At 50.2% G+C, this 24,598-nt stretch carries 16 protein-coding genes, 1 tRNA gene, 3 rRNA genes and 1 other annotated feature; of the genes, 12 read left to right on the top strand and 8 right to left on the bottom strand.

Annotation, left to right across the window (positions count from 1 at the left end):
- Window positions 1-16 precede the first annotated feature (16 nt).
- The 5 genes from rrf to DYA43_RS02450 all read right to left on the bottom strand — a co-directional run bounded on the left by rrf (window position 17) and on the right by DYA43_RS02450 (window position 6,900).
- Window positions 17-132 (bottom strand): 5S ribosomal RNA (gene rrf, locus DYA43_RS02470).
- 93 nt (window positions 133-225) lie between these two features.
- Window positions 226-3,113, bottom strand: a 23S ribosomal RNA gene (locus DYA43_RS02465).
- A 297-nt stretch (window positions 3,114-3,410) separates the two neighbouring features.
- Window positions 3,411-3,486, bottom strand: a tRNA-Ala gene (locus tag DYA43_RS02460).
- 62 nt (window positions 3,487-3,548) lie between these two features.
- Window positions 3,549-5,101 (bottom strand): 16S ribosomal RNA (locus tag DYA43_RS02455).
- The 16S, 23S and 5S rRNA genes sit together here with 1 tRNA gene alongside, the layout of an rRNA operon.
- A gap of 437 nt (window positions 5,102-5,538) precedes the next feature.
- Window positions 5,539-6,900, bottom strand: coding sequence for an amidohydrolase family protein (locus DYA43_RS02450; protein ID WP_061056190.1), 1,362 nt, complete (start codon window positions 6,898-6,900; stop codon window positions 5,539-5,541).
- A 482-nt stretch (window positions 6,901-7,382) separates the two neighbouring features.
- On the opposite strand from DYA43_RS02450, the gene DYA43_RS02445 reads away from it, so the two are divergent.
- From DYA43_RS02445 to DYA43_RS02425, 5 genes are all read left to right on the top strand, one after another.
- Entirely contained in the window at window positions 7,383-8,375 is a 993-nt protein-coding gene (locus DYA43_RS02445) for an ABC transporter substrate-binding protein (RefSeq protein ID WP_061056189.1), read from the top strand.
- A gap of 10 nt (window positions 8,376-8,385) precedes the next feature.
- Window positions 8,386-9,210: an ABC transporter ATP-binding protein gene (locus DYA43_RS02440; protein ID WP_061056188.1), complete on the top strand. Its 825-nt coding sequence runs from the start codon at window positions 8,386-8,388 to the stop codon at window positions 9,208-9,210.
- A gap of 24 nt (window positions 9,211-9,234) precedes the next feature.
- A complete protein-coding gene (locus tag DYA43_RS02435; RefSeq protein ID WP_020332123.1) occupies window positions 9,235-10,017 on the top strand; it encodes an ABC transporter permease in 783 nt (260 codons plus the stop codon).
- A gap of 9 nt (window positions 10,018-10,026) precedes the next feature.
- Window positions 10,027-10,503 (top strand): nucleoside deaminase, encoded by a 477-nt coding sequence (locus DYA43_RS02430; RefSeq protein WP_047461312.1) that lies wholly within the window; start codon window positions 10,027-10,029, stop codon window positions 10,501-10,503.
- A gap of 105 nt (window positions 10,504-10,608) precedes the next feature.
- Window positions 10,609-11,595 (top strand): isopenicillin N synthase family dioxygenase, encoded by a 987-nt coding sequence (locus tag DYA43_RS02425; RefSeq protein WP_061056187.1) that lies wholly within the window; start codon window positions 10,609-10,611, stop codon window positions 11,593-11,595.
- A 59-nt stretch (window positions 11,596-11,654) separates the two neighbouring features.
- On the opposite strand, the gene clpB is transcribed toward DYA43_RS02425, so the two are convergent.
- The 3 genes from clpB to rluD form a co-directional block, all read right to left on the bottom strand.
- The gene (clpB, locus tag DYA43_RS02420) at window positions 11,655-14,228 is read right to left on the bottom strand and encodes an ATP-dependent chaperone ClpB (RefSeq protein ID WP_061056186.1); all 2,574 of its coding nucleotides are present in this window, start codon (window positions 14,226-14,228) and stop codon (window positions 11,655-11,657) included.
- 99 nt (window positions 14,229-14,327) lie between these two features.
- Entirely contained in the window at window positions 14,328-15,062 is a 735-nt protein-coding gene (gene pgeF, locus DYA43_RS02415; RefSeq protein ID WP_020332117.1) for a peptidoglycan editing factor PgeF, read from the bottom strand.
- Between the two features lie 3 nt (window positions 15,063-15,065).
- The gene (rluD, locus tag DYA43_RS02410) at window positions 15,066-16,040 is read right to left on the bottom strand and encodes a 23S rRNA pseudouridine(1911/1915/1917) synthase RluD (RefSeq protein WP_020332116.1); all 975 of its coding nucleotides are present in this window, start codon (window positions 16,038-16,040) and stop codon (window positions 15,066-15,068) included.
- A gap of 155 nt (window positions 16,041-16,195) precedes the next feature.
- On the opposite strand from rluD, the gene DYA43_RS02405 reads away from it, so the two are divergent.
- The 7 genes from DYA43_RS02405 to yjjX all read left to right on the top strand — a co-directional run bounded on the left by DYA43_RS02405 (window position 16,196) and on the right by yjjX (window position 24,587).
- Entirely contained in the window at window positions 16,196-16,921 is a 726-nt protein-coding gene (locus DYA43_RS02405; protein ID WP_020332115.1) for an outer membrane protein assembly factor BamD, read from the top strand.
- 122 nt (window positions 16,922-17,043) lie between these two features.
- Window positions 17,044-18,489 (top strand): MltF family protein, encoded by a 1,446-nt coding sequence (locus DYA43_RS02400; RefSeq protein WP_172465276.1) that lies wholly within the window; start codon window positions 17,044-17,046, stop codon window positions 18,487-18,489.
- Between the two features lie 294 nt (window positions 18,490-18,783).
- Window positions 18,784-19,113, top strand: a complete 330-nt coding sequence (gene hpf / locus DYA43_RS02395) for a ribosome hibernation-promoting factor, HPF/YfiA family (RefSeq protein WP_020430586.1) — start codon at window positions 18,784-18,786, stop codon at window positions 19,111-19,113.
- A 110-nt stretch (window positions 19,114-19,223) separates the two neighbouring features.
- Window positions 19,224-19,343, top strand: a sequence feature (Phe leader region).
- 13 nt (window positions 19,344-19,356) lie between these two features.
- A complete protein-coding gene (gene pheA / locus DYA43_RS02390) occupies window positions 19,357-20,538 on the top strand; it encodes a prephenate dehydratase (RefSeq protein WP_020332112.1) in 1,182 nt (393 codons plus the stop codon).
- A gap of 171 nt (window positions 20,539-20,709) precedes the next feature.
- Window positions 20,710-21,756 (top strand): polyamine ABC transporter substrate-binding protein, encoded by a 1,047-nt coding sequence (locus DYA43_RS02385; RefSeq protein ID WP_061056185.1) that lies wholly within the window; start codon window positions 20,710-20,712, stop codon window positions 21,754-21,756.
- On the top strand, window positions 21,740-24,088 hold the full coding sequence (locus DYA43_RS02380; protein WP_020430580.1) for a putative bifunctional diguanylate cyclase/phosphodiesterase: 2,349 nt from the start codon (window positions 21,740-21,742) through the stop codon (window positions 24,086-24,088). Before DYA43_RS02385 ends, DYA43_RS02380 begins: the two co-directional genes overlap by 17 nt.
- Entirely contained in the window at window positions 24,060-24,587 is a 528-nt protein-coding gene (gene yjjX / locus DYA43_RS02375) for an inosine/xanthosine triphosphatase (RefSeq protein ID WP_061056184.1), read from the top strand. The genes DYA43_RS02380 and yjjX overlap by 29 nt, the downstream gene beginning before the upstream one ends.
- The last annotated feature ends 11 nt before the right edge of the window (window positions 24,588-24,598 follow it).

Genomic DNA, 24,598 nt, shown 5'->3' with positions numbered 1-24,598 from the left:
AGAGTCTAAATTTAAAGCCTGGCGATGTTCTACTCTCACATGGGGAAACCCCACACTACCATCGACGCTGTTTCGTTTCACTTCTGAGTTCGGAATGGAATCAGGTGGGTCCAAAACGCTATGGTCGCCAAGCAAATTCTTAAAATTCGGAAAGCTGTTTTCGTTCTCACAACACATTCTTATGCGCTTAGCTTTGAGTCCAATACAAAACCCCTTGGGTGTTGTATGGTTAAGCCTCACGGGCAATTAGTACAGGTTAGCTCAACGCCTCACAACGCTTACACACCCTGCCTATCAACGTTCTAGTCTTGAACAACCCTTTAGGATACTTAAAGTATCAGGGAAGACTCATCTCAGGGCTCGCTTCCCGCTTAGATGCTTTCAGCGGTTATCGATTCCGAACTTAGCTACCGGGCAATGCGTCTGGCGACACAACCCGAACACCAGAGGTTCGTCCACTCCGGTCCTCTCGTACTAGGAGCAGCCCCCTTCAATCTTCCAACGCCCACGGCAGATAGGGACCGAACTGTCTCACGACGTTCTAAACCCAGCTCGCGTACCACTTTAAATGGCGAACAGCCATACCCTTGGGACCGACTTCAGCCCCAGGATGTGATGAGCCGACATCGAGGTGCCAAACACCGCCGTCGATATGAACTCTTGGGCGGTATCAGCCTGTTATCCCCGGAGTACCTTTTATCCGTTGAGCGATGGCCCTTCCATACAGAACCACCGGATCACTATGACCTGCTTTCGCACCTGCTCGAACCGTCATTCTCGCAGTTAAGCGGGCTTATGCCATTGCACTAACCTCACGATGTCCAACCGTGATTAGCCCACCTTCGTGCTCCTCCGTTACTCTTTGGGAGGAGACCGCCCCAGTCAAACTACCCACCAGGCACTGTCCTCACCCCGGATAACGGGGCTAAGTTAGAACATCAAACATACAAGGGTGGTATTTCAAGGACGGCTCCAACGCAACTAGCGTCACGTCTTCAAAGCCTCCCACCTATCCTACACATGTAGGTTCAATGTTCAGTGCCAAGCTGTAGTAAAGGTTCACGGGGTCTTTCCGTCTAGCCGCGGGTACACTGCATCTTCACAGCGATTTCAATTTCACTGAGTCTCGGGTGGAGACAGCGTGGCCATCATTACGCCATTCGTGCAGGTCGGAACTTACCCGACAAGGAATTTCGCTACCTTAGGACCGTTATAGTTACGGCCGCCGTTTACCGGGGCTTCGATCAAGAGCTTCGCTTACGCTAACCCCATCAATTAACCTTCCGGCACCGGGCAGGCGTCACACCGTATACGTCATCTTACGATTTTGCACAGTGCTGTGTTTTTAATAAACAGTTGCAGCCACCTGGTATCTGCGACTCTCATCAGCTCCATCCGCGAGGGACTTCACCATCAAGAGCGTACCTTCTCCCGAAGTTACGGTACCATTTTGCCTAGTTCCTTCACCCGAGTTCTCTCAAGCGCCTTGGTATTCTCTACCCGACCACCTGTGTCGGTTTGGGGTACGATTCCTTACAATCTGAAGCTTAGAGGCTTTTCCTGGAAGCATGGCATCAATGACTTCACTACCGTAGTAGCTCGACGTCGTGTCTCAGCCTTAGAGAGAGCCGGATTTACCTAACCCTCAAGCCTACGCACTTGAACCTGGACAACCGTCGCCAGGCCCACCTAGCCTTCTCCGTCCCCCCATCGCAATTGTAAGAAGTACGGGAATATTAACCCGTTTCCCATCGACTACGCCTTTCGGCCTCGCCTTAGGGGTCGACTTACCCTGCCCCGATTAACGTTGGACAGGAACCCTTGGTCTTCCGGCGGGGAGGTTTTTCACCCCCCTTGTCGTTACTCATGTCAGCATTCGCACTTCTGATACCTCCAGCATGCTTTACAACACACCTTCAACGGCTTACAGAACGCTCCCCTACCCAATACGATAAATCGCATTGCCGCAGCTTCGGTTTACAGCTTAGCCCCGTTACATCTTCCGCGCAGGCCGACTCGACTAGTGAGCTATTACGCTTTCTTTAAATGATGGCTGCTTCTAAGCCAACATCCTAGCTGTCTGAGCCTTCCCACATCGTTTCCCACTTAGCTGTAATTTGGGACCTTAGCTGGCGGTCTGGGTTGTTTCCCTCTCCACGACGGACGTTAGCACCCGCCGTGTGTCTCCCGGATAGTACTTACTGGTATTCGGAGTTTGCAAAGGGTTGGTAAGTCGGGATGACCCCCTAGCCTTAACAGTGCTCTACCCCCAGTAGTATTCGTCCGAGGCGCTACCTAAATAGCTTTCGGGGAGAACCAGCTATCTCCGAGTTTGATTGGCCTTTCACCCCTAGCCACAAGTCATCCGCTAATTTTTCAACATTAGTCGGTTCGGTCCTCCAGTTGATGTTACTCAACCTTCAACCTGCCCATGGCTAGATCACCCGGTTTCGGGTCTATATCCAGAGACTGAACGCCCAGTTAAGACTCGGTTTCCCTACGGCTCCCCTAAATGGTTAACCTTGCCACTGAATATAAGTCGCTGACCCATTATACAAAAGGTACGCAGTCACCCCACGAAGAGGCTCCTACTGCTTGTACGTACACGGTTTCAGGTTCTATTTCACTCCCCTCACAGGGGTTCTTTTCGCCTTTCCCTCACGGTACTGGTTCACTATCGGTCAGTCAGGAGTATTTAGCCTTGGAGGATGGTCCCCCCATATTCAGACAGGATAACACGTGTCCCGCCCTACTCGATTTCACTGAACATGCGCTGTCGGCTACGGGGCTATCACCCTGTTTCGCGGTCCTTTCCAGAACCTTCACCTGACGCATGTAAAGCTTAAGGGCTAATCCAATTTCGCTCGCCGCTACTATCGGAATCTCGGTTGATTTCTTCTCCTCGGGGTACTTAGATGTTTCAGTTCCCCCGGTTCGCTTCATTAACCTATGTATTCAGTTAATGATAACTGCTTATGCAGTTGGGTTTCCCCATTCGGAAATCTCAGACTCAAGTGGCTGTTACTGCCTAATCTGAGCTTATCGCAAGTTACTACGTCCTTCATCGCCTCTGACTGCCAAGGCATCCACCGTGTACGCTTAGTCACTTAACCATACAACCCGAAGGAGTTTCGGGTTGTTGTTAAACAACCTAGGTGTCACACATTTATTTTTCATGAGTGTGTGACTGATTTTGCCGGACTCAATTTGAAGACTTACTGAAACAGTAAGCTTCGATACCAAGCACACTTGAATGTGTTTGTTGGTGTATTCCGTTAGGAATACATTGAGAACTTTACAAACAATCTTAAAAGATTGTTTTGTCAGCTTTCCAAATTGTTAAAGAGCTAGATTCGTATCTCTTTCGAGTTGAACCATTTCTAAGAACACTTAATAAATGTGCTTAAAGATGGTGGAGCTAAGCGGGATCGAACCGCTGACCTCCTGCATGCCATGCAGGCGCTCTCCCAGCTGAGCTATAGCCCCACGAATCTCTTAAACTAAACCGTATCAATCTGTGTGAACACTCATCGCAATAATCATTCGTATAAGGAGGTGATCCAGCGCCAGGTTCCCCTAGCGCTACCTTGTTACGACTTCACCCCAGTCATGAACCACAAAGTGGCAAGCGTCCTCCCGAAGGTTAAACTACCTGCTTCTTTTGCAGCCCACTCCCATGGTGTGACGGGCGGTGTGTACAAGGCCCGGGAACGTATTCACCGTGACATTCTGATTCACGATTACTAGCGATTCCGACTTCATGGAGTCGAGTTGCAGACTCCAATCCGGACTACGACGCACTTTTTGGGATTCGCTCACTTTCGCAAGTTGGCCGCCCTCTGTATGCGCCATTGTAGCACGTGTGTAGCCCTACTCGTAAGGGCCATGATGACTTGACGTCGTCCCCACCTTCCTCCGGTTTATCACCGGCAGTCTCCCTGGAGTTCCCGACATTACTCGCTGGCAAACAAGGATAAGGGTTGCGCTCGTTGCGGGACTTAACCCAACATTTCACAACACGAGCTGACGACAGCCATGCAGCACCTGTCTCAGAGTTCCCGAAGGCACCAAAGCATCTCTGCTAAGTTCTCTGGATGTCAAGAGTAGGTAAGGTTCTTCGCGTTGCATCGAATTAAACCACATGCTCCACCGCTTGTGCGGGCCCCCGTCAATTCATTTGAGTTTTAATCTTGCGACCGTACTCCCCAGGCGGTCTACTTAACGCGTTAGCTCCGAAAGCCACGGCTCAAGGCCACAACCTCCAAGTAGACATCGTTTACGGCGTGGACTACCAGGGTATCTAATCCTGTTTGCTCCCCACGCTTTCGCATCTGAGTGTCAGTATCTGTCCAGGGGGCCGCCTTCGCCACCGGTATTCCTTCAGATCTCTACGCATTTCACCGCTACACCTGAAATTCTACCCCCCTCTACAGTACTCTAGCCTGCCAGTTTCAAATGCAATTCCGAGGTTGAGCCCCGGGCTTTCACATCTGACTTAACAAACCACCTGCATGCGCTTTACGCCCAGTAATTCCGATTAACGCTCGCACCCTCCGTATTACCGCGGCTGCTGGCACGGAGTTAGCCGGTGCTTCTTCTGCAGCTAACGTCAAAAGATACCGCTATTAACGATACCTCCTTCCTCACTGCTGAAAGTACTTTACAACCCGAAGGCCTTCTTCATACACGCGGCATGGCTGCATCAGGCTTGCGCCCATTGTGCAATATTCCCCACTGCTGCCTCCCGTAGGAGTCTGGACCGTGTCTCAGTTCCAGTGTGGCTGATCATCCTCTCAGACCAGCTAGGGATCGTCGCCTTGGTGAGCCCTTACCTCACCAACTAGCTAATCCCACCTGGGCATATCCTGACGCGAGAGGCCCGAAGGTCCCCCTCTTTGAGCCGAAGCTATCATGCGGTATTAGCCATCGTTTCCAATGGTTATCCCCCACATCAGGGCAATTTCCCAGGCATTACTCACCCGTCCGCCGCTCGCCGCCCAACAAATCCCCCGAAGGTTCAATGTTGTCGCTGCCGCTCGACTTGCATGTGTTAGGCCTGCCGCCAGCGTTCAATCTGAGCCATGATCAAACTCTTCAATTAAAGTTTTGGCTCAATGAATACTGATAACATTACTAATGTAATGTTGAATTGACTGTGCTCGATACCGAAGTATCAAATTGGTCACTCAGTTCATTGATAAATCTTTTGCGATTATCATCAACGAGTGCCCACACAGATTGATAGGTTTAAGTTGTTAAAGAGCTTTGCTTTTCGAAGCTTTCTTCTCAAAGCGGACGGCCATTTTAGCGAGTTAACTTAGCGAGTCAACAACTTTTTTATTTAATTTTCTTTAGGTTAAGAAATCAAATTTGCCGTCTTACTTGCCCTGCTTTCTTATTCAGAATTGCCTGACAACGGATGCGCATTATAGGGAGGAAAAAACACTTGGCAATAGCAAATCAGCCAAAAAATTCGCTTTTCTGACTGACCGCCTAAATTAACGCCAAGTTGAGTTTTAAGTGAGCAAAACGCCTCTGTCAGACGCCTAACTGTGCGACTTTCTGGTTGAGATGATGGATAGACTCTCTGACCTTAACGACTAATTCTTCGTAGTCTTCTTCATTGTTATGTTTATACACCAGCTTGCCATTGACAAAGCTCGCCTGAATTTTGGCAGGCTCACCACAAGCAATTGGAGCGATGATTTCCGAATGACATCCCGCCATACGCGGCTGCTGAATGTCGTACAACACCAAATCGGCTGCTGCGCCAATTTCGATGCGTCCCAGATTGTGTAGACCGAGTATCGACGCACCACCAGCAGTTGCCCAATCGAGAACACCGTCTATTGTGGTAGCCGAAGCGCCATGCTGGCTTCGATGAAGTAACCAGGAAAGGTTCAACTCCTGCAACATTGAGCCCGATTCCGCAGACGCTGAGCCATCAACACCCAATGAAATCGGCATTCCCGCTTTGGCCATATTAATAACCGGAGCAATTCCGCTCCCCAAGCGGCAATTGGATGTCGGGCAATGTGCAACGCCCGTTTTGGTTTCCGCGAGCAAGGCAATATCGGCAGGGCCAGCTTTAACCAAATGTGCAAACCACACATCCTCACCCAGCCAATCGCAGCTTTGCGCATATTCCACTGCTGTTTGGCCGTATTTAGTCAGCGCCTGCTGTTGATCAAACTCTACCTCCAGCAAGTGAGAGTGTAAGCGTAACTGATGACTGCGCGCGTACTCAGCAAGAATCTTTAAATCCGACGGTGCCGCAGAATGCACAATCGTAGTTGGAGCGACCACTAAACGACGCATTGGGTTATCGCCGCTTTGATGATAGCGCTGACGAGTTTCTTCCAAACGTTTAATCATCAGATCCAGTGGTTCTGGCTCGACGCCGGCTTTAAGCAATCCTTTATGGGTTCCCTTCACGGTCGCGCCACCACGACACAACACTAGCCTAATGCCCATCTCTTCTGCCGCCTGCCACACGGCAGCTTCGACTTCCTGCGAACTCTTCGCGTGATAGAGATAATGATGGTCTGCGCAAGTGGTCGCACCGGAGCGCAGCAGCTCATAGAAACCCAGTTTTGCGGCATGGTACATCACGTCCGGTGTGATTTGCGGCCAGTATCGATACGGGACATGAGCCAGCCAGTCCCCCAAGCCATCATTTATTCCCGCCGGAATGCCTTTCAATAGTGACTGCGCGATGTGGTGGTGCGTGTTGACAAAGCCGGGGTAAATGACACACCGATTGGCGTCCACTAGCTGCTCTCCCTCCGCAGGCTGCAAATCACAGCCCAACTCAGTAATCACTCCGTCACCGATACGGATGTCCTGGCAATCGGACTGGGAAGAATAAATAGCGCGTGCGTGCTTGATGAGATAGTTCATAGCGACTTCCTTTATATAGAGGCTGAATCCGATGTTCAGCATGTCTATGAGCAATGTCCCGGAGATCTCCCCTGACCGCTTCTACTCATCATTGATTTCACACTGTATACAATGCAATTCACAGACCATCACTGAAACACTTGCTCTTTCGTTGTTGCAAACAGAGCAGGCACCGTATTAGTGCAAAATTTGCTCACCGAATGTGCAATGCGTCATTTAATCAGTTTTTACCATGAACAAATTGTATACAACAAACACAACCACATGCACTTCCCAGCACCCATGCCATAAGGTTTTGTTAATAACACGTTAATCAATTTAAATCTCCGCTCCTAGCTGTGGCACACACTTTGCTCAAACAGTAATGACAATTCGTGAGTAGAAGCGGTTAGGTGCCGGGCGGCATCGGGACATTGCTCATAGTTAATAGAAGACGTTGTAAAACAACCTTCAAGAAGTGCAAAGGAAGACACGGAGTAACTATGAAGACAGCCATTTCAAAAATCAAAACCCTCACCCTTTCTCTGTCGCTGGCGTGCTGGTCAGCAAGTAGTTGGGCCACCGACAAAGTGACCTTTCAGCTGGACTGGTTACCCGGAGGGGACAAGGCTCCCGTTTATGTGGGTGTTCAACAAGGATTTTTCGCTGCAGAAGATCTCGATGTCACTATTTTAGGGGGTAAAGGTTCTACGGATGCCATCACTAAGGTGGCGACAGGCACCGCAGATATCGGCTCATCTGATATCGTGGCTTTGCTGGTTGCCAAAGCTAATGACAACGTACCGGTCAAAGCCATCTATTCTCTGTTCAGCAAAGCACCATATGCGTTTTATGTTCTGAATGATTCCTCAATCAACAGCATTAAGGACGTCGCGGGCAAAACCATCGTGACATCACCCTTTACCTCCGCCAACGTATTTTTACCATTGATGCTGAAAAAGAATGGCGTCGATGAACAGAGCGTCAAAGTGCTCAAAGCCGATCCCGGAGCTCTTAACCCCATGCTGCTCACCGGGCAATCCGATGTCATGATCTCCTGGATGACCGATGCGGTGAAAAACCAACAACAAGCACAACAGGCAGGTAAGCAACTGACCATCCTGCCTTGGTATGATGCAGGGCTGGAATTTTACTCCTCTTCGATTATTGCCAGTGATCGCTTCCTCAACGATAAGCCAGAGGTCGCCCGTCGCTTTCTGTCCGCCTACGCCAAAGCGGTCGCTTATACTTGGGCCCACCCTGAACAAAGCGCAGCAGACGTTCATAAAATGGTACCGGATGTCGATGCCGAACAAGCCAGTGACACCATTAAATCGATTCGCGGCCTGGTGATGAACGAAGTCAGCGAACGCGACGGCGTGGGCGTATTTACTCCAGCTCGGCTGGCGGAAACCTGGAAATGGACCGCAGAAGCGCAAAACATCTCACTGGACAAGCTCGATCCTGAAACCGCGATCTCACGCGATTTTTATTGAGGAGAGTACGATGCAGCCATTCGTTTCTTTCCGCGATATAGGTCATACCTATCAAACGGAACAAAGCCAGGTGACCGTACTGAATAAGGTCAACTTTGAGATCAGCAAACACGAATTTGTCGCGATTGTCGGACCGTCTGGCTGCGGCAAATCAACACTACTGCGCCTGCTGTCCGGATTGATACAGCCAACCGAAGGCCAAATCCAAGTCTTTGGGCATGCGGTCTCTGGACCACGTGAAGACATCGGCATCGTCTTTCAGAAACCGACGCTGCTGCCGTGGAAAAATGTGCTGGATAACGTCCTTTTTCCTCTGCAGCATAAATTTGGCCACGTCAGCCCGAAAGATCGCCAATTGGCCACTGAGCTTCTGGAAAAAGTCGGTCTGAGTGATTTTGCCACCAGTCTGCCAAATCAACTCTCCGGCGGGATGCAGCAACGGGTTGGGATTGCGCGGGCGCTGTTGCTCAACCCCGACATTCTGATAATGGACGAACCGTTCTCGGCCCTTGATGCGTTAACCCGTGAAGAGATGGGCTTTGAACTGCAACGCCTGTGGATGGAAAAACCCAAAACCGTTCTGTTTATCACCCACTCTATTTCGGAAGCGGTGTTGCTGGCGGATAAAGTGCTGGTGATGGGACCTCGCCCAAGCACGGTTCTGGAAGAAATCGTGATTGACCTGCCACGTCCGCGCACCATCAATACCCTGAAGGAGACGGATTTCGGGCGCTATACCACACGGATTCGTGAGTATTTTTATCGGCCACCGCATGACGCCTCTTCCACCGCAAATGCTGAGAAAATTACACCGCTGCGTCGCACTGTTGCCTGAGCCCACCAGTACTAAGGATTCACTATGAAAGGATTACTCGCTAAGCGGTCGCAAAACTGGCTGCCGCTATTAGCCATTCTGACGCTGATCCCCATTTGGGAAGGCGTGTGCCGTCTGTTTGCAGTGCCGACTTTTATTCTACCGGCCCCATCCGACATCGCGCTGGCATTTACCCAAGTGTCCGCCGAACGCTGGCTAGACAATCTTTGGGCCACGCTGAGGATTGCTCTGTTTGGTTTTGCGCTATCGTTCGCGCTCAGTATTCCGCTGGCAATCATGATGGTCAATTCTAAGTTTTTGACCCGTGCCATCTTCCCGCTGCTGGTTGTGATTCAATCCACGCCCGTGGTGGCGATAGCACCGCTGCTGATCGTGATATTAGGCACTGGCGATGCCCCGCGTCTGGCTATCACCTGTCTGATCACCTTTTTTCCTCTGGTCGTTTCTGCTACCACAGGCATGCTGGCCACGCCGCCGGAACTGATTGAGTTATCGCGCTCACTCAACGTCAGCAACCATAAAACCATCTGGCAAATTCGCCTGCCTTACGCCATTCCGCACATTTTCAGCGGAGTCAAAGTTGCGATTACGCTGGCCGTCATCGGCTCGGTCATTGCAGAATTTGTCGCCGCCGAAAAAGGGCTCGGATATCTGGTGCAGTTTTCAACCTCGTATTTCAAAATCCCCCAGGCCTTTGCGGCACTGGTATTTCTCTCCATCGTCAGCATGGTGCTGTTCAAATCGGTCAGTTGGATTCAAAAAGGCTACTTTGCCTGGAGCCTGAGTGATGAAGAAAAACAACGTTAGGAAGATAACATGCTAAATCCAACCATCGATTACCGTTTTCTTCGCCACAGTTTTGCGCTGGCAGAAGACGCCAAATCGCGCGGCATTCACCCTTTTGCGGCCGTACTGGTCGATGCCAACGGCGAGATATTACTGGAGCAAATCAACGGCTATCTGCCTGATTTGGATATGACAGGCCATGCCGAACGACTGATCATGACGCAAGCGAGCAAGTTATATCGGCCCGATTTTCTCAACCAATGCACGCTGTACGTATCCGCCGAACCCTGCGCAATGTGCGCCGGTGCGATTTACTGGGCTGGCGTCGGACGTGTTGTGTATGGCTTGAGCGAGACACGTTTGAAAACACTGACCGGCAATCATCCGGAAAACCCGACTTTGGCGCTGCCGTGCCGAATCGTATTTGAATCCGGACAGCGCACAACAGAAGTGCACGGACCACTCTTGGAAGAAGAAGCCGAACAAATCCAGTACGACGCCTGGTAATCCATATCGTTCATCTTAACCCCGGAGTAGAAGCGGTCTGCAATCATCGACGATTGCTGGACATTGCTCCAATCACAAGCACATTGCTTAATTGGAGAAATCACAATGACTCAACAAGCGTATCAACTCGACGAACTGAACTTTGAAACCACTATTGGCGGCCTTGGCGCTGAGGCTGAACTCAGCGCCATTCCATTGATTGACCTGTCTGACTTTCCCCTACGCCGAACAGAGATAACCGAGCAGTTATGGCAAGCCGCCACGGAAGTCGGCTTCTTTCAACTGGTCAATCATGGCATTGCCCTCAGCGAGATTGAACAAGCGTTTACCCTCAGTGAGCAGTTCTTTGCGTTGCCTGTCGAACAAAAACAGCGCTTTCCGCTCAAAGCGAGGCTCAATGCTGGCTGGGAATTTCGTCAGCAAGTTCGCCCATCTACAGGTTTGGCAGATCAAAAGGAATCTTATCAAATCACCCTTCCGCACATGGAAGCATTGTGGCCAGAGCAAGAATTAGTGGCCGATTTTCAGTCACATCTACTGAGTATGGAATATCAGGCATGGCAGCTAGGGATGAAGATTCTCTCTTGCTTTGCCGACAAGTTAGGCTTTGAGCGCGATTTCTTTACCCGAGCCCACCAGCGTGATTCGGAGCATTATCTGAGTACGTTACGTATGCTGCATTACCTGCCGATGAGCGACATTCCCGCCATTGGCGATTATTGGCGCGCGGGAGCGCACACCGACTTCGACTGTTTAACCATGGTGTTTCAGCAGGAGAATCAAGGCGGGCTGCAAGTGGCGGCAGGCAAAGACGCCAAGCAGAATTTGCTGTGGAGTAATGTGATTCCTCAGGCAGGAATCATTACCTGCAATATCGGCGACATGCTGATGCGTTGGAGCGATGACTTATTGAAGTCGACCCTGCATCGGGTGCGCATGCCGACCGCAGAAGAAAATCAGGGCTCACGCTACAGCATGGCGTTTTTCTGTCAGGCTAATCGCGATCAGATTATTCAGGGGCCGCAGCAGGTTTATCCGCCGATCACCGCTCAGGATTATCTGAAAATGCGCCTCAACGCCAACTTTGCATGAGAGACAATCGCTCATAAAAGAAAAGCCACGCGATGCGTGGCTTTTACTTCGACTACGGATTATTGCGCTGCGGTAATGTTGCCATCTTTCACGTCCAGTTTGATTGGCGTTCCCGGCAGAAATTGTCCAGCCAGAATCGATTTCGCCAGCGGGTTCTCCACATTCTGTTGAATCGCCCGTTTCAATGGACGCGCACCGTATACCGGATCGAATCCGACCTGAGCGATCAGCTCCAGCGCCTGGTCGCTGACTTGTAGCTCAAAGTCTTTTTCCAGCAGACGTTTACGCAGACGTTCCAACTGAATCGAGGCAATGGACTTGATGTGCTCACGACCCAGAGGATGGAATACCACTGTCTCATCCACACGGTTGAGGAACTCGGGACGGAAATGTTTACTCACCACTTCCATCACCTGTTCTTTGATGCCCTGGTAATCCAGTGACGCAAAGTTTTCCTGAATGCGTGACGAGCCCAAGTTCGATGTCATGATGACCACCGTATTGCGGAAATCAACGGTGCGTCCCTGACCATCGGTCAGTCGGCCATCATCCAGCACCTGCAACAGAATGTTGAACACATCCGGATGTGCTTTTTCCACCTCATCCAACAAAATCACGGAATACGGTTTACGACGTACCGCTTCGGTCAGATAGCCGCCCTCTTCATAACCGACATAACCTGGAGGCGCACCCACCAGACGAGCCACCGAGTGTTTCTCCATGAACTCCGACATATCGATCCGCACCATGGCATCTTCGCTGTCGAACATGAAGTTGGCGAGGGTTTTACACAGTTCCGTTTTACCCACACCGGTTGGACCTAAGAACAGGAACGAACCAATTGGACGGTTTGGATCCGACAGGCCCGCACGGCTACGACGAATCGCATTCGCGACCACTTCGACTGCTTCAATCTGACCAATCACACGTTGGTGTAACACGTCTTCCATGCGCAGCAGTTTTTCTTTTTCTGCTTCGAGCATTTTGGCCACTGGAATACCGGTCTGTTTAGAAAGCACTTCGGCAATCTCAGCATCGGTGACTTTGTTACGCAGTAGCGTCATCTCTTGCATTTCTGCTTGCGCGGCCAAGTCGAGTTGTTTTTCCAGCTCGGGAATGCGGCCGTATTGCAACTCAGACATGCGGCTTAAATCGCCGGCACGACGCGCTACTTCGAGATCCAAACGCGCTTGTTCCAGTTCCGATTTGATGTGCTGAGTGCCTGACAACGCGGCTTTTTCCGCGTTCCACACTTCTTCCAGCTCGGCGTAATCCCGCTCTTTTTCCTGCAACTCTTCGTTGAGAATGTTGAGACGTTTTTCACTCGCTTCGTCATGTTCATTGCTCAGCGCTTGCTGCTCAATTTTCAGTTGAATGATCTTACGTTCCAGCTTATCGAGCGCTTCCGGTTTTGAGTCCATCTGCATACGAATGCTGGATGCCGCTTCATCGATCAGGTCGATGGCTTTATCCGGTAACTGACGATCCGAAACATAACGATGCGACAAGCTGGCAGCCGCAACGATCGCCGGGTCGGTAATTTCTACGTGGTGGTGCAGCTCATAACGCTCTTTCAGGCCACGCAAAATCGCCACGGTATCTTCCACGCTGGGTTCGTCCACCAACACTTTTTGGAAACGACGCTCAAGCGCCGGATCTTTTTCGATGTACTGACGGTATTCATCCAGAGTAGTCGCGCCGACGCAATGCAGTTCACCACGCGCCAAAGCGGGTTTGAGCATGTTACCGGCATCCATCGAACCTTCACCTTTACCCGCGCCCACCATGGTGTGCAGTTCATCGATGAACAGAATGATATTGCCTTCTTCTTTCGCCAGTTCGTTCAACACCGATTTCAGGCGTTCTTCAAACTCACCGCGATATTTGGCGCCGGCGACCAGCGCGCCCATGTCCAGAGACAGGACACGACGACCACGCAGACCTTCGGGCACTTCGTTATTGATGATGCGCTGCGCGAGGCCTTCAACGATGGCGGTTTTACCCACCCCTGGCTCACCAATGATTACCGGGTTATTTTTGGTGCGGCGCTGCAGAACCTGAATCGTGCGGCGAATTTCATCATCGCGACCAATCACCGGATCCAGTTTGCCCTGTTCAGCTCGCTCGGTCAGATCGATGGTGAATTTCTCCAGCGCCTGACGCAGCTCTTCTGCATTCGGATCATTAACCTTCTGGCCACCACGGATCTTTTCGATCGCTGCGGTGACTTTTTTCTCAGTCAGACCGAAATCTTTCAGTAGTTGGCCCAGAGGACCTTTGTCTTCCAGTGCCGCCAACAGGTAAATTTCAGACGAGATATAGGCGTCCTGACGCTTTTGCGCCACTTTGTCACATAGGTTAAACAGTGTGCCCAAACCACTGGACAGTTGAACATCGCCGCCAATGCCACTGACTTTCGGTAGACGATCCAGAATTTCGCCCAGTTTGGAACGCAGCTGCATTGCATCCACATCCAACATAGTCAGCAGTGGACGAATCGGACTCCCGGTCTGATCGAGCAACGCCACCATCAGGTGCACAGGTTCGATGTACTGATGATCACGCCCGAGCGCAAGTGACTGAGCGTCAGAAATCGCTATTTGGAATTTACTGGTAAATCTGTCAAGACGCATAACAACCTTCCTAACCTCGTCTGAGATAAACTAACAACGTTAAGAAAGATGGTTACGCAGAGGGAAATTTTCAAGTGAAGACCATTAACTTTATCTGGTTTAATTTTCATCAATCCAGATAAAACTGGCCTGACGGCCGGTCACGCCATCGCGGCGATAAGAATAGAAAAGGTTGGCGTCCTGATAGGTACAGAGTCCGTTATCAAACACACGCTCAATACCCAGTTTGGCTAAACGCAGGCGAGTCAGGTGATTCATGTCTGCCCACCATTTTCCTGCTTGTTTACCCGGCTTAAACGCCAGATGCGCGTTGTCATCGTGAGCACTGAACGCTGCCAGCACATCATCACCGACTTCAAACGCCTGTGGGCCAATCGCGGGGCCCAGCCACACTAACACATCTTCGTTTGCAAACTGGCTTAGCGCATTTTCGACAATGCCCCCCGACAATCCACGCCAACCAGCATGCACCGCAGCAACCTTTGTCCCTTGCGTGTTGGAGATCAACACAGGCAGGCAATCGGCGGTCATCGCAGAGCACACCACATTGGGAGCCGTCGTCCAAACCCCATCCGCATCGAGTACCTGGGATGTCGGCGCGCCAACTTCAAGTACGACCGTCGAATGAGTCTGGTTGAGCCAAATCGGTGCACTTGGCATGCCTGCGTCATGTTTTAGCTGGTCGCGATTACGCTCAACGAACTTCGGATCATCCCCAACGTGCATGCCCAGATTCAAACCCGCATATGGCGGCTGAGAAAAGCCACCCACTCGGGTTGAAGAGAGCGCCTTCACCGAAGTCGGTGCTGGCCAGTTGGGGAGAATCCAGCTCATCAATCAGTACTCTTCCGAATGGTTCAGTTTGGCATCTTCGCGCAGCGCTTCTGTCATGACGACCATGTCATCCGGCACTGGCGCGTGGAATTCCAACTCTTCACCAGTGATCGGATGGGCAAAACGCAGCATAACCGCATGCAGAGCCTGACGATCGAAACCGCGAATCATGTCAGTCAACTCTTGCGTTGCACCTTTAGGAATGCGTGCGCGGCCACCGTAAGCGGTATCGCCAAGCAGTGGGTGTTGCAGGTATGCCATGTGGACACGAATCTGGTGTGTACGACCCGTTTCCAGACGCAGACGCAGACGCGTATGCTCACGGAAATGCTCGGCCACACGATAGTGCGTTACGGCAGGTTTACCCAGCGGGCTCACCGCCATCAGGGTACGTTTGGTTGAATGACGGCCAATTGGCTTATCGATCATGCCGCCCGCCGTCATTTTACCGATCGCAATCGCTTCGTACTCACGAGTAATGTTACGTTTTTGCAGTTCACGTACTAAGCGCGTTTGCGCCGGAACTGTCTTCGCCACCACCATCAGACCGGTAGTGTCTTTATCCAGACGATGCACGATACCCGCACGTGGCACTTCTGCAATCGGCGGGTAATGGAACAGCAAAGCATTCAGCACTGTACCATCCGGCGTGCCTGCCCCTGGGTGAACCACCAAGTCTCGCGGTTTGTTGATGACGATGATGTCGTCATCTTCGTAGACGATATTCAGCGGAATATCCTGAGCTTCCCAGCGTTGTTCATCTTCCAGTTCAGCCTGAACTGTAATCGCTTCACCACCCATCACTTTGGTGCGTGGTTTGGTCACGACGGTGCCGTTGACCATGACTTTGCCTTCCAACAACCATTCTTTCAGGCGTGAACGGGAAAAATCGGTAAATAATTCAGCCACAGCTTGGTCTAAACGCTGACCAAGCTGGCTCTCTTTTACTGTATGAGTTAATTCAATCTGCTGAGCCATATCGAACTTTTTTAAAAACCGTGAGACTAATAGCCACTAGTGTGGAAAAATATGGCGTCATTGTATCTGTTACTGCCAAGAAAGTAACGAAACGTTTTGCGGAGCACCAAAGCTCCAAGTGTATAAGCTTTAATTGCAAGGAACTCACTCCTGACATGAAATACCAAACTTTATCAGGCTTACTCGCGTTATCTCTATTGGCTGGCTGTTCGAGCAACAAAGAGATTGTCCCGGATGTCCCGCCGGCACAGTTGTACACCGAAGCTCAGACCTCGCTGCAAGGTGGTAACTGGATGACAGCAATCGAGAAGCTTGAAGCTCTGGATTCCCGTTACCCGTTTGGTGCGTATTCCGAGCAAGTGCAGTTAGATTTAATTTACGCCTACTACAAAAACGACGATCTGGCGTTGGGTCTGGCTACCATTGAACGTTTCACCCGCCTGAACCCGACCCATGAAAAAATGGACTGGGTTCTCTACATGCGCGGTCTGACTCACATGGCGCAGGATCGTAACTTCATGCACGATCTGTTTAACGTCGATCGTGCCGATCGCGATCCAGAGCCAGTCAAAGCGGCCTTTGCCGATTTTAAAAAGCTGCTGCAACGCTACCCGAACAGTCCATATGCGGAAGACGCACAGCGTCGCATGTTCGCGTTGAAAAACCGCCTGGCCGATTATGATCTCGCGACGGCGGACTTCTATCTGCGTCGCGAAGCGTGGATTGCCGCTATCAACCGCACTCAGGAACTGCAAAAAACCTATCCTGATACCGAAGCGGCGCGCAAATCACTCGACATTCAGTTGCAAGCTTACAAAGAGTTAGGGCTGGAAGAATCGGTGAAACGCACCCAGCAATTGATGGAACTGAACCCAGAGTAACCCCGTCAAATTAACCATCAACAAGGCCACGCTAATGCGTGGCTTTTTTATTGCCCTTCATTGCCGATTTTTCCGTTTGTTCATAAACTTAATGCCAGCAAAATATGCAAAGGAGCCGCATTTTGCGAGTATGTAAACTGGGACTGTTGAGCCTACTCTATTGCTTAAGTTTACCGGTCAGTGGCCTGGAGTTGTCGCCGCTGACGAATCAACCTTATGTCGGTGATTGGCCTGTATTGAAAGAGAAAGGCACCATTCGGGTCGTGGTGTCGGCAGATTTAGGTTTTTACTACGTGGAAGGCGGCAGACCAAAAGGGATTGGCGCAGAACTGCTGTACCATTTTGAGCAGAGCCTGAAAAAGCAATCGCCCTATGTTCATGTGCAGGTCATTCCCGTATTGAGAGATGAACTGATCCCCAGTGTCGAAGCAGGCTTTGCCGACCTCGCCGTCGCTAATCTGACCGTTACCCCGAGCCGCTTAGAACACGTTGACTTCAGCACTCCGTTGACCAAAGAGATTGAAGAATTCGTGGTCACTGACAAGACCTATCCTGAACTCATCAACATCGCGCAGTTAAGCGGCAAAGAGATCTGGCTGCGTGAAAGCTCCAGTTATCTGGAGAGCATCAACAAGGTGAATGCTGCTTTGAGCGAACGCAATCTGGCACCAGTTCGCCTTCATTTTATTGAAGAGGCACTGCAGGATTACGAATTGCTGGAAATGGTCAACGCCGGACATATTTCTGCTACCGTACTCGACAGCCATAAAGCAGAAATGTGGCAGCACGTGATGGAAAACATTCAGATACACAGTGAAATGCCGCTCCGGGAACATGGTCAGATTGCTTGGGCGATGCGCAAGAATAGTCCGAAATTGCAAGCGATGGTCAATCAGTACTTAAAGACGGTCAAATCGGGCACCCTGCTTGGCAACGTGATTTACAGTAAGTACATCGACGATACTCGCTGGCTGACTAAAGTGCTTAACCCGCAGAAACTGGCCAAGCTTGGCCAACTGCGGAAAATGTTCACCCACTATTCCGAGATGTACGAATTTGAATATCTGATGATGGCCGCTCAGGGTTTTCAGGAGTCCGGCTTTGATCAGCGTAAAGTCTCGCACAAAGGCGCGGTAGGCATCATGCAGGTCCTACCCAGCACCGCCAAAGATCCCAACGTCAACATTGCCCATATAGAGAAAGCAGAAAACAACATTCATGCGGGCATCAAGTACATGCGCTTTATTAAAGACCGCTACTTCTCTGAACCAGAGATAAGCCCCGATGATCAAGTGTATTTCGCGCTCGCAGCCTACAACGCAGGCCCGGCCAACATCAATCGAATGCGCAGATTGGCAAAAAAACACGGTTTTAATCCCAATGTGTGGTTCAAAAATGTCGAAGTGATCACCCGCCGTAATATCGGTAAAGAGACGGTGCGCTATGTTTCGAACATCAGTCGTTACTACGTGGTGTACAAACAGTTGGATGCGTTACAACGAGTGAAACAAGAAAACACTGCGGCAAATTCAGAGTTATCGCTGAACACAGAATCGGTTCAACAGTAAAAGCCGATCAACTGCACAAAATAACTTGCTCAGGATTCATACAGGGGAATTTAACGGGCCGAGACAAGGCCCTAAAAATGGGGAGATTTTCAGTCGATTACCTTTCCAATTTAGCCACATAAGGCAGAATCTCAAGCTTTTTTTATCGTTTCTCTCATCACTCTTTGCGTAAGATCACGTTTGGTTTCAAAGGCAAAAATACACGCTACAAAAGTGACTTAGATCACATTCTTTTAGCATGGGATAGGTAATCTGGAGTTAACCCACAAGGGATGCAACAGAGGAAAAAGCACTATGCAAATGAATATTACTGGTAAAAACATCGAAATCACCTCTGCAATCCGCAATCACATTGAGAGTAAGTTTAAGAAACTAGAAAAATGGCAAGTGGACATCATCGGATGTCAGGCAAGTTTCAGTGAGGAACCCAACAAGCAGAAAAAATTTGAAGCGACCGTCAGCATTCCAAAAGGACAACTCATCGCTTCCGCTGTACACGATGATCTGTATGCCGCCATTAATGAGGTAGAACAAAAACTCGAACGCCAATTGAATAAACTTCGTCACAAACCAGAAGCACGTCGAACCGACAAACCAGAGCTGGAAGAAGAAGTGGAAGAATAAAGTAAACGGTTTCACAGATAGCGCCTTCGGGCGCTATTTTTTTGCTTGACGCTCCCACCCCGCTTGCTTATTGTGTGGACTTCTCAATAACATTTTCTACGGAAAACAATGACGCTTAACTCCCTGTTCTTTTTTGACTTCTTTTTTCTCCAATAACCTTGGGGGCGTGCTCGTTTACGAAAGAAAAGTCAAAAACGAACAGAAAGCCTCCCACTGGGAGGTTTTTTTATAAGGATAATTTGCATGACAGACAAACAGTACTCGCTCGAAGAGATTCGATTGCGCTTAAATGAACTTGATGACCAACTGCTGAGCCTGTTCTCAGAGCGCCGTAAACTCAGCATTGAAGTAGCAAAGAGCAAAGTCGAAACATCCAAACCCGTGCGCGACGCCGCACGCGAGCAGCAACTGCTTGTCAAACTGATCCACGCGGGTAAAGACAAATACCAGCTTGATGCTCAGTACATCACCAAACTATTCCACACCATCATTGAAGATTCGGTTCTCCTGCAGCAGGCTTACTTACAGAATCTGGCTAACCCACAAAGTCGCAAACCATTGGCTCGTGTGGCGTTTCTTGGCTCTAAAGGCTCCTACTCACATCTGGCCACTCGTGAATACTTCAGCCGCAAAAATACCGAGCTGATTGAACTCAACTGTGAGCAGTTCAAAGAAGTCACCCGAACCGTAGAGTCCGGCCATGCCGACTACGGCGTACTGCCGATTGAAAATACCAGTTCCGGTTCAATCAACGAAGTGTACGACCTTCTGCAACACACCACGCTGTACATTGTCGGTGAAATCACTCAGCCGATTGAGCACTGCCTGGTTGCGACGAAAGACATTCGCCTGGAAGACCTCAAAGTGTTGTATTCACACCCACAGCCACATCAGCAATGCAGCGAATTCCTAAGCCGCCTGAAAGGCGTCAAGCTGGAAACTTGCGCGAGTACGGCCGATGCAATGAAGAAAGTACAGGAACTGAATCGCACAGATGTTGCTGCGATTGGCAATGCATCAAGCGGTAAACTTTACGGCCTGCAAGCCATTCAGGGCAACATCGCCAATCAGACCGAAAACCATACCCGCTTTATTGTGGTCGCGCGCAAACCGGTTGAAGTCTCACCGCAAATCCCGGCTAAAACCACGCTAATCATGTCCACCTCGCAAGAAGCGGGCTCATTGGTCTCCACGCTGTTAGTGCTGCAACGTTACGGCATCAACATGACTAAGCTGGAATCACGCCCAATCATGGGGAACCCATGGGAAGAGATGTTTTACGTCGATCTGGAGGCACATCTGGATTCCGAAGAGATGCAGCAGGCTCTGGTTGAACTGACGCGCCTGACTCGTCACCTCAAAGTGCTGGGCTGTTATCCAAGCGAAAATGTGAAGCCGACTCAGGTTAAGCTTGCTGAACGATAACTGAATCATACATTTCGCTGCAAACGCTGGTAGTTGCATATCCAATCCCTATAATGACCACTGCAAATTTAACGAGTGGTCATAAGTGCACTGCCGGCGGATACGTTCGTCGCATTTGAGTGTCGCAGAACAAGGATATCGTTCCGGTAGTGGCCGGACGAACTCAAACGGATGACAAAAACTATTCTCTCGGCACTGTTAGGGCTCAGTCTCCTGTCGGTGCCCGTCAAGAGTTCCGAACTCAATGTTTACTTGTGGGAAGATACCCTTTCACCACGGGTCATTGACGCCTGGAACCAAGCCAATCCTGATAGCGCGATTCATCTGTATCACTTCGATAACGACGATGAACGCAGCCTGTTGATGCTGAAAAGTATTCAACTGCCGTTTGATATTGTGGTGCTGGATAATGTCTCCGCACACATCTTCTCTCGCCAGGATGTGTTTGAAGATCTCTCGACTTTGCCCCATCGCAACAATAATGCCGAGAAATGGAACCAGGCGTGCGGCTCTCATGCCGTCCCCTATTTTTGGGGCTATGTAGGCATTGCTTATCGCAAAAGCAAATTGCCGGCACCGCCGACTCAATGGTCGCAACTGGTCAATATCAGTGATGATATGAAAGGCCATGTCGGGCTGATTTCTGACAGCGTCGAAACTTTGCTACCCGCTCTCTATACCCTCGGATACTCGCCGATCACCGAATCAGTGGAGGCATTGAAAGCGGCTTATCAGGCACTTGAACAATCCAACCCAAATATCTTGACCTACGAATATGCATTAAGTTACGTTCGAAGCCATGCCAAAACTGATAACTTATATATGGCATTGGCGTACAGTGGCGACCAATACTCGTTAAACCGCTTCTATGAAAACGATGACTGGGGCTTTAGCCTGCCGGAAGGGCGACCTTACCTGTGGGTAGACTGCATGGCAGTCAACAGTCATTCCGTGAACAAACAGGAGGCCAAAGCGTTTCTTGATTTCCTGATGCTGCCTGAAATCGCAGCCATGAACGCCGAAGATATACAAGCCGCTACGCCCAACCTGAGTGCCATCTCATTGATGACGGAAGAGTATCGCAACGACTCAAGCCTGTTTCCCTCACCCTACTTGATTGACCGGGGCATCATTGACAGCGAGATTTCACCGGGCAACCTAAACGTCAGAGCTAAAATAATTAACAGTGTGATCAACCAACATGAAGCTCAACCATAGAATTCTTCTGCTGATTGCTCCGGTGATTCTGCTCAGTGCAGCAGCGTCCAGCTATATTATTTACAGCAGTCAGAAAGACGCACTGCTTAAAAAGACCGATAGCTACCTGCAGCTAAATATGGAGAAACTGGCCAGCCATTTCAGACAAACCAGCGCTCTGGTCAATAGCTATTCGTTCACCCTCGCCAAAAGCGACATCATTCGCCACTATTTCTATTACGAACACAATCCCTATCGCGAACTGGAACTGGTGGATAACCTGCACGAAACCATCAGTATTCTGCAACCGAACGATTCCCAGTACGTCGCGCTCTCCATTCTCGATGGTAACCGCAAGATCCTGTATTACGCGGAAAACAGCTACGACCCGTTTGCACAAATGGATCCGTTGGTGAAACAGTTCGTCGACCAGCGCTTTAATCAGACCGGTAAAACTTCCGACATCAGCTACACCGAAAACTCCGCAGGTGAAGGCATTTTGGTTCGCTACGACGCCCTTGATACCAAAACCCTGCAAACGCCGCTGAGTTATAACCGCAATGAAGTGTTCTTTATTGTAGTGTATGTCGTATTGGATAAGTTCAACGCCCTGCGTCAGCAGATTGAGTTCGACAACCGAAGCCAGATTTTCTTTCAGGATCATCCTCCGGAAAATCCGCAAAAACTGACTCAAAGTGTTGAACTGCAACCCGGTATGTATGCGATTCTCGACCCGGCGCCGATGTTACTGCGTACCCATCTGGATCAGATATACAAAGAACTGACTCTCTCTTTTGGTATGTCGGCACTCATCACGGTGCTGTTGCTGCTGATTCTGCTCTATAAGTACATGATTAACCCGATTTTGCGCCTCGATAAGCAGCTTCAGGAAGTCGAAAACAAACAACGCAAAAATATCGAAATTCTCAACGGCAGTGATGAACTCAGTCGTCTTTCTTCGCGCTTCTACGCGATGTACACCGAGCTTGATACCACCTATCAGCGTACCAAGACGCTTGCCGAATATGATCACCTGACCAAGCTGGCAAACCGTCGTCAGTTTCAGGTTCAGGCCGAACGCACCTTGCAGGAAACGCCGCGCAACAGCCATATCTGGGTGCTGTATATCGACCTCGACAACTTCAAATATGTGAACGACAAATACGGTCATCAGATTGGTGATTCGTTGTTGGTCAGCTTCGCCGATCACGTGCGCCGGTTATGCGAGGAGTTCAAACTGCGGGACTTCACCTACAGTCTGGCTGCCCGCCTTTCCGGCGATGAGTTTGCTATTCTGCTCTGCGCTCCCAACCGTAAAAATGACAATGCCAATCAGTTTGCCCAGCGCCTGCTCGATCCGATTCAAAAACACGACGACTCGCCTTTGGGGCATTTCCCGATCACCGCCAGTATCGGTATCGCGACCTATCCGGAAGATGGCGATCATATCGAGAAATTGTTACTCAATGCCGATACTGCGATGTATCAGGCTAAGAACGCAGGTAAAAACCAGATCGCGCACTATTCACAGCAGCTCGATGAGATTGTTCAGCGACGCAACAATATTGAACGGGCGCTGCGACTGGGCAACTTTGACCAGGAATTCAGTCTGGTCTATCAGCCTTATTTCACCTGCTCCGGGCATAAAGTGGCCGGATTTGAAGTGCTCTTGCGTTGGGAATCCGAGCAACTGGGCGAAGTATCGCCGGATGAATTTATTCCGATTGCTGAACAGACCGGATTGTTTGGCCTAATCGACCGCTGGGTGGTTGAATCTGCCTTTGCCGAGCTCAATACTTTACGCAATCTGTTTACCCAGCCTGTGCAGATTTCGATTAACCTGTCGTCGGCAGAACTCGACTCTCAGCATTTGGCGCAGTTTATCCACCAGCAGGCTCAATTGCACCAAGTCACGCCGCGTTGGGTCGATTTTGAAATTACCGAAACCTTTGCCGCCGACTCCAAAAGCTTCTCTCTTTTGCATGAACTGTCGCGCATGGGGTATGGCCTCACGATTGACGATTTTGGCTCTGGCTACACTTCTATTGCCCAACTGGTGCAGTATCCAGTGCACAAAATTAAGTTTGATCGGGCGTTTTTAGATACACTGATCGCCACCAACAAACAGAAAGTCATCAAGCCACTCATCGACCTATGCCATTCGCAACGCATGAAAGTGACGGCGGAAGGTATTGAAAGCGAAGAGATGCATCAGTGGCTCGCCAGCTATCGATGCGACTACATGCAAGGTTTCTTCTTTGGCAAGCCGATGTCGCTGAGTGAAGTGCGAGCGTGGCAGCAACAATACGAGATTACAGAACTCTATGAAAAAGGTGATCATTGCTTCTCTTAACCCTGCCAAAATCCGTGCAGTGGAAAGTGCTTTTTCAACCGTATTCCCTGATTACCACTATGTTTTTCAGGGGGTGAGCGTACCCAGCGAAGTGGCCGATCAGCCCATGAGCGATCATGAGACTAAGCTCGGCGCTCTCAACCGCGTCCGCAATGCCAAGCAGAGTATTACCGATGGCGATTTTTATGTCGGTTTAGAAGCGGGTATTGATGGCGACGTGACGTTTGCCTGGATGATCATTGAATCGGCCACACAACGCGGTGAATCACGCTCGGCCAGCCTGATGCTGCCACCTGAAGTCCTAAGCAAACTGGCGGATGCCAACGAGCTCGGCGACGTGATGGACGAAGTGTTCGGCACCGATAACATCAAACAGAAAGGCGGCGCGATTGGTTTGCTGACACAGCACCACCTGACCCGCAGCTCGGTTTACCATCAGGCTTTGATTCTGGCGCTGATCCCGTTTACCAACCCAGAACATTTCCCGAACAATCTGTAGAAAATTGACGG

Source organism: Vibrio fluvialis, from assembly GCF_900460245.1.
In the GTDB taxonomy this organism is placed as follows: domain Bacteria; phylum Pseudomonadota; class Gammaproteobacteria; order Enterobacterales; family Vibrionaceae; genus Vibrio; species Vibrio fluvialis.
Note: the sequence above shows the minus strand (reverse complement) of the source record. Positions and strands in the feature narration are given on the sequence as shown.

Bases quoted from the DNA above. Each gene is read 5' to 3' on its own strand.
- DYA43_RS02450 (WP_061056190.1), bottom strand. From the start codon at position 6,900: ATGAACTATCTCATCAAGCACGCACGCGCTATTTATTCTTCCCAGTCC.
- DYA43_RS02445 (WP_061056189.1), top strand. From the start codon at position 7,383: ATGAAGACAGCCATTTCAAAAATCAAAACCCTCACCCTTTCTCTGTCG.
- DYA43_RS02440 (WP_061056188.1), top strand. From the start codon at position 8,386: ATGCAGCCATTCGTTTCTTTCCGCGATATAGGTCATACCTATCAAACG.
- DYA43_RS02435 (WP_020332123.1), top strand. From the start codon at position 9,235: ATGAAAGGATTACTCGCTAAGCGGTCGCAAAACTGGCTGCCGCTATTA.
- DYA43_RS02430 (WP_047461312.1), top strand. From the start codon at position 10,027: ATGCTAAATCCAACCATCGATTACCGTTTTCTTCGCCACAGTTTTGCG.
- DYA43_RS02425 (WP_061056187.1), top strand. From the start codon at position 10,609: ATGACTCAACAAGCGTATCAACTCGACGAACTGAACTTTGAAACCACT.
- clpB (WP_061056186.1), bottom strand. From the start codon at position 14,228: ATGCGTCTTGACAGATTTACCAGTAAATTCCAAATAGCGATTTCTGAC.
- pgeF (WP_020332117.1), bottom strand. From the start codon at position 15,062: ATGAGCTGGATTCTCCCCAACTGGCCAGCACCGACTTCGGTGAAGGCG.
- rluD (WP_020332116.1), bottom strand. From the start codon at position 16,040: ATGGCTCAGCAGATTGAATTAACTCATACAGTAAAAGAGAGCCAGCTT.
- DYA43_RS02405 (WP_020332115.1), top strand. From the start codon at position 16,196: ATGAAATACCAAACTTTATCAGGCTTACTCGCGTTATCTCTATTGGCT.
- hpf (WP_020430586.1), top strand. From the start codon at position 18,784: ATGCAAATGAATATTACTGGTAAAAACATCGAAATCACCTCTGCAATC.
- pheA (WP_020332112.1), top strand. From the start codon at position 19,357: ATGACAGACAAACAGTACTCGCTCGAAGAGATTCGATTGCGCTTAAAT.
- DYA43_RS02385 (WP_061056185.1), top strand. From the start codon at position 20,710: ATGACAAAAACTATTCTCTCGGCACTGTTAGGGCTCAGTCTCCTGTCG.
- DYA43_RS02380 (WP_020430580.1), top strand. From the start codon at position 21,740: ATGAAGCTCAACCATAGAATTCTTCTGCTGATTGCTCCGGTGATTCTG.
- yjjX (WP_061056184.1), top strand. From the start codon at position 24,060: ATGAAAAAGGTGATCATTGCTTCTCTTAACCCTGCCAAAATCCGTGCA.